This window comes from Meridianimarinicoccus roseus (assembly GCF_003172915.1).
GTDB lineage: Bacteria > Pseudomonadota > Alphaproteobacteria > Rhodobacterales > Rhodobacteraceae > Meridianimarinicoccus > Meridianimarinicoccus roseus.
Genome location: NZ_QGKU01000001.1, coordinates 1 through 5,010, shown reverse-complemented (window position 1 = coordinate 5,010; position 5,010 = coordinate 1). Strand labels below are relative to the sequence as shown.

Sequence of the window (5,010 nt, the reverse complement as noted above, 5' to 3'; positions counted from 1 at the left end):
AGCGCAGCGCGCGGCCGGCGGTGACGCTGGCGGCCATCGCCGGTCTTCGGAGAAGGTTCGGGTTGCGAAACCTGGAACCGAACCGGAGACGACGATGACCGACGATAGAATGACCCTGATGGAGCTGGTGGAGAAGTCCGCCGACGAGGATCTCGTCCGCGACATGCTCGCCTATGCCGCCGAGCGGCTGATGGAGATGGAGGTCGAGGCTGCGACGGGCGCGCCAAAAGGAACGCGCACACCGGCGCGCACCACGCAGCGCAATGGATACCGCGAGAGAGGCTGGGAGACCCGCGCCGGCCGGATCGACCTGGCGATCCCGAAGCTGCGCAAGGGCAGCTACTTCCCGAGCTTTCTCGAACCGCGCAGGACGGCGGAGAAGGCCCTCGTGGCCGTCATCCAGGAAGCCTATGTGCACGGCGTCTCGACGCGCGCCGTGGACGATCTGGTGCGTGCCATGGGCGGGAGTGGCGTGTCTAAGAGCCAGGTGAGTCGGCTCTGCGCCGAGATCGACGAGCGCGTGCTGGCATTCCTCACCCGGCCTCTCGAGGGCGCCTGGCCCTATCTCTGGCTCGATGCAACCTACATCCGGGTGCGCGAGAACGGCCGGATCATCAGCCGTGCCGTAATAATCGCGGTGGCGGTCAACGGGGACGGCCGACGCGAGGTGCTCGGCGTCGCCACCGGCCCCTCCGAGGCGGAGACGTTCTGGACTGGCTTCCTGCGCTCTCTCGCCGATCGCGGCCTGCGCGGCGTGAAGCTCGTCGTGGCCGACGATCACAAGGGGCTCAGGGCCGCAGCCCGCCGAGTGTTCGATGCGACCCACCAACGGTGTCGCGTGCACTGGCTCAGAAACGCGCTCGCCCATGCCCCGGCCAAGAGCCGCACCGCCGTGGCCGCAATGCTCAAGACGATCTTCGCCCAGGAGACCAAGGCCGAGGCGGAGACCCAGTGGGACGCCATCGCCGACGCCCTCCGTGAGAAGAATGACCGGCTCGGCGCCATGATGGACGCCTCCCGCGACGACGTGCTCGCCTACATGGACTTCCCCAGGGAGCACTGGGCGCAGATCAGCTCGACCAACCCGCTTGAGCGCGTCAACAAGGAGATCAAGCGCCGTTCCAATGTCGTCGGGATCTTTCCGAACGACGCGGCCATCATCCGTCTGGTCGGCGCGCTGATGATCGAAACCAACGACGAGTGGGCCGTCGCGCGCCGTTACATGGGGCTGGAGTCGCTGGCCCGCATCACCGATACTCACAACGTCAGACTGCCCGCCGTGGCGACCTGACCAACTCGAGCCTCTCCGAAGGCCGGCCCTCTTACACCACGCCGCGGGGCACTACCGCTGTCGTCGAGGCGCGCTCGTAGTGAGGCATATGCAATTCTGCCTGCCAGGCGCGCAGCTGTGCCCTTCGCCAGAGCATTGGCTTTTTCCGTAGCGGGATAGGATCGGGAAAGCTCGCATCCGGTTTCGCCAAGCCGCGTCGCGTGGCGGAGCGCGGCGACTCTCCCAGGATGCCTGCGACGTCGTCCGCCGTGCAGTGTGGCAGCTTCAGTTCGTCCCAGCGCGATCGTGGAGGCTGCGCGAGACCGTCGGCTGCCCAATGGAAGACCACGCATAGCGGCCGCCGACGTTGCGGATGCCGATTTTCCGCGCGAGCGCACGGGCAGCCCTGGCCGAAGGCAGTCTCCAATACGTAGCTAGCTCTTAGGCGCTCGCCGAACCTTTGTCCTTGCTGTCGGTCTTCATGTACGAGCCTCATTCTGGGAAGGAAATCGGATCACGAACGACCGGACGGAAATGGCCGTGGCAGGTCCAAAAGTGCGTTCGGTCTGCGCGGCCTCACAAACCGCTTGAAGCGTTCGAGGGCGCTTTTTCTGGAGGAGAAATTGACCAGATCTGGCCCAAACTCGGTTCCGTTCAGTGCCTCTCAGCGCCACTTGAGCCGATTTTCGGGTATGGTAAGGTTTTTCAGGAGAAGGGCAGAATCGCCTTGTAATCCCTATGTTTGCTTGGCTATACGCGTCGGTGGAGACGTGGCCGAGTGGTCGAAGGCGCTCCCCTGCTAAGGGAGTAGGCCCGAAAGGGTCTCGTGGGTTCGAATCCCATCGTCTCCGCCACCTTACCCTTCGATCATCCTGATTTAGTTTGGTTTTCTCTGGAGCGCCGGTCGTTGGGTAGCAAATGGGGTAACAAACGGCGTTTGCGGCCCGTTTGAGGCCCGTCCGGCACGGATGTTCTGGTAGCCTATCAGACTCACCGCGCCGAGGGGTGTGGTGTTCGTGGCGCGGCGGTTTGGTGGTTCTGCTGACCTTCCCCCGCGATTAGGGCCGGTTTGATTTGGAATCTTCCGGTTGGTTTTGAGTGTTGAGCGGCAGCGTGGAGACCGCAAGCGTCTCAAGCGCTGGCGCGGTTGTTTTCATCAGGAACTCCGTTGGGGACAGGTATCCGAGCGCCGAATGAGGGCGCTTGGTATTGTAGTGATGGCGCCATCGCCCGATTTCCTCGCGGGCGTCGGCAAGGCTCATGAACCAGTGCGCGTTCAGGCATTCGGTCTTAGGTAGCAGGTGCACCAAAACGCCTGCCGCAGTCGATACTTGAGAACATAGTGTGAACAGGCGCTATGTGGCGAGGCAATCATGGCTCAGCGTTTCGTGCTCTCGGCGGCTGCACGAACTCTCTCGCTGAAGGCGATCTATTGGGACCTGCTCGATCCCGACTTTGACATGCGCCGGATCAATCATTCCGAGGCCTACAGCCGCGATGGCGCGCACACCAATCTGGCCGAGAGCTTCTTCTCGCGGCTCAGGCGCATGACTGGCGGCCAGCATCTCCGGGTCGAGGGACGCTGTCTTGATGCCTATGCCGCCCACGCCGCCTGACTCGAGAACCACCGGTTGGAAAGTAACGGAACTTCGGCGGATCGCCTGATCGGAGGAGCGCTGTGCAGCGCCGGTCAGTCGAGCCTGGAAGGGCTACTGGCAACGACGCGCAGCGTGACAGCGTCGCCAGCTCTCCAGATGCACATGCCTTGTCGCTTCTCCACCATGCGCACAAGCTTGCGGCGCTTGGCGTGACGCAGAGCCTGGACGACCTTGAAGACCACGGAGTTCCGCAGCGCCGCGTCCGTGATCTCGAGATCGCGCTAGATCATCACCCGTTCGGCCAGCTCCCGCGTCGTCATCTCCACGCCATCGCCGAGGTGATGCACGCAGATCTCGGCGATCTCGCCCTTCTTGAAGAACCCGTGGCTCACGATGTAGCGCGCACGCTGGCGCTCTGGGGCCGCGAACAGCTCCATGGTCGCGTTCAAATGGGCGAGGTCGTGCTCGGCATGCGCGATCTGGGCCTCGCACGCCTTGATTTGCCCGAGGATCTCCGCGCGCTTCTGCTTCAATGTCTGGACGATCAGGGGGTCACTCATGTCCCCGATTGCACTCTACACCGCCGTTCCGGTCCATCCGGCAACTTGGTGCATCTGCTACCTAAGACCGGAGCAGCTCGTCTCGCAAGCTGCCGTTGAACGACTCAATGAACGCGTTCTGTTGCGGCTTGCCAGGCTCGATGAACCGCAGGTGCACACCGGTCCGCTCGGACCAGTCAAACATGGCCTTGCTGGTGCCCTCAGGCCCGTTGTCGAGAATGATCTCTTCCGGAAGGGTAGTGCCCCGCGGCGTGGTGTAAGAGGGCCGGCCTTCGGAGAGGCTCGAGTTGGTCAGGTCGCCACGGCGGGCAGTCTGACGTTGTGAGTATCGGTGATGCGGGCCAGCGACTCCAGCCCCATGTAACGGCGCGCGACGGCCCACTCGTCGTTGGTTTCGATCATCAGCGCGCCGACCAGACGGATGATGGCCGCGTCGTTCGGAAAGATCCCGACGACATTGGAACGGCGCTTGATCTCCTTGTTGACGCGCTCAAGCGGGTTGGTCGAGCTGATCTGCGCCCAGTGCTCCCTGGGGAAGTCCATGTAGGCGAGCACGTCGTCGCGGGAGGCGTCCATCATGGCGCCGAGCCGGTCATTCTTCTCACGGAGGGCGTCGGCGATGGCGTCCCACTGGGTCTCCGCCTCGGCCTTGGTCTCCTGGGCGAAGATCGTCTTGAGCATTGCGGCCACGGCGGTGCGGCTCTTGGCCGGGGCATGGGCGAGCGCGTTTCTGAGCCAGTGCACGCGACACCGTTGGTGGGTCGCATCGAACACTCGGCGGGCTGCGGCCCTGAGCCCCTTGTGATCGTCGGCCACGACGAGCTTCACGCCGCGCAGGCCGCGATCGGCGAGAGAGCGCAGGAAGCCAGTCCAGAACGTCTCCGCCTCGGAGGGGCCGGTGGCGACGCCGAGCACCTCGCGTCGGCCGTCCCCGTTGACCGCCACCGCGATTATTACGGCACGGCTGATGATCCGGCCGTTCTCGCGCACCCGGATGTAGGTTGCATCGAGCCAGAGATAGGGCCAGGCGCCCTCGAGAGGCCGGGTGAGGAATGCCAGCACGCGCTCGTCGATCTCGGCGCAGAGCCGACTCACCTGGCTCTTAGACACGCCACTCCCGCCCATGGCACGCACCAGATCGTCCACGGCGCGCGTCGAGACGCCGTGCACATAGGCTTCCTGGATGACGGCCACGAGGGCCTTCTCCGCCGTCCTGCGCGGTTCGAGAAAGCTCGGGAAGTAGCTGCCCTTGCGCAGCTTCGGGATCGCCAGGTCGATCCGGCCGGCGCGGGTCTCCCAGCCTCTCTCGCGGTATCCATTGCGCTGCGTGGTGCGCGCCGGTGTGCGCGTTCCTTTTGGCGCGCCCGTCGCAGCCTCGACCTCCATCTCCATCAGCCGCTCGGCGGCATAGGCGAGCATGTCGCGGACGAGATCCTCGTCGGCGGACTTCTCCACCAGCTCCATCAGGGTCATTCTATCGTCGGTCATCGTCGTCTCCGGTTCGGTTCCAGGTTTCGCAACCCGAACCTTCTCCGAAGACCGGCGATGGCCGCCAGCGTCACCGCCGGCCGCGCGCTGCGCT

4 protein-coding genes, 1 tRNA gene and 2 pseudogenes are annotated in these 5,010 nt (G+C 64.4%); 3 read left to right on the top strand and 4 right to left on the bottom strand.

The features are described from left to right. Positions 1-94: 94 nt before the first annotated feature. Positions 95-1,291, top strand: a complete 1,197-nt coding sequence (locus tag DKT77_RS00035; RefSeq protein WP_109809696.1) for an IS256 family transposase — start codon at positions 95-97, stop codon at positions 1,289-1,291. Between the two features lie 743 nt (positions 1,292-2,034). Next, positions 2,035-2,124 (top strand) — tRNA-Ser (locus DKT77_RS00030). A gap of 204 nt (positions 2,125-2,328) precedes the next feature. Here the strand turns inward: DKT77_RS00030 and DKT77_RS00025 are convergent. Beyond that, positions 2,329-2,562, bottom strand: a pseudogene (locus DKT77_RS00025) (integrase core domain-containing protein); the annotation flags it as partial. 81 nt (positions 2,563-2,643) lie between these two features. Here DKT77_RS00025 and DKT77_RS00020 point away from each other — a divergent pair. Then, on the top strand, positions 2,644-2,886 hold the full coding sequence (locus DKT77_RS00020; protein ID WP_109809694.1) for a transposase: 243 nt from the start codon (positions 2,644-2,646) through the stop codon (positions 2,884-2,886). Positions 2,887-3,149: 263 nt separating this feature from the next. Here the strand turns inward: DKT77_RS00020 and DKT77_RS20770 are convergent, their stop codons facing one another. From DKT77_RS20770 to DKT77_RS00005, 3 genes and pseudogenes are all read right to left on the bottom strand, one after another. Further along, positions 3,150-3,428 (bottom strand): hypothetical protein, encoded by a 279-nt coding sequence (locus tag DKT77_RS20770; protein ID WP_238547576.1) that lies wholly within the window; start codon positions 3,426-3,428, stop codon positions 3,150-3,152. A gap of 70 nt (positions 3,429-3,498) precedes the next feature. Next, positions 3,499-3,660, bottom strand: a pseudogene (locus tag DKT77_RS00010) (integrase core domain-containing protein); the annotation flags it as partial. 59 nt (positions 3,661-3,719) lie between these two features. After that, a complete protein-coding gene (locus DKT77_RS00005; protein ID WP_109809696.1) occupies positions 3,720-4,916 on the bottom strand; it encodes an IS256 family transposase in 1,197 nt (398 codons plus the stop codon). Positions 4,917-5,010: the final 94 nt, after the last annotated feature.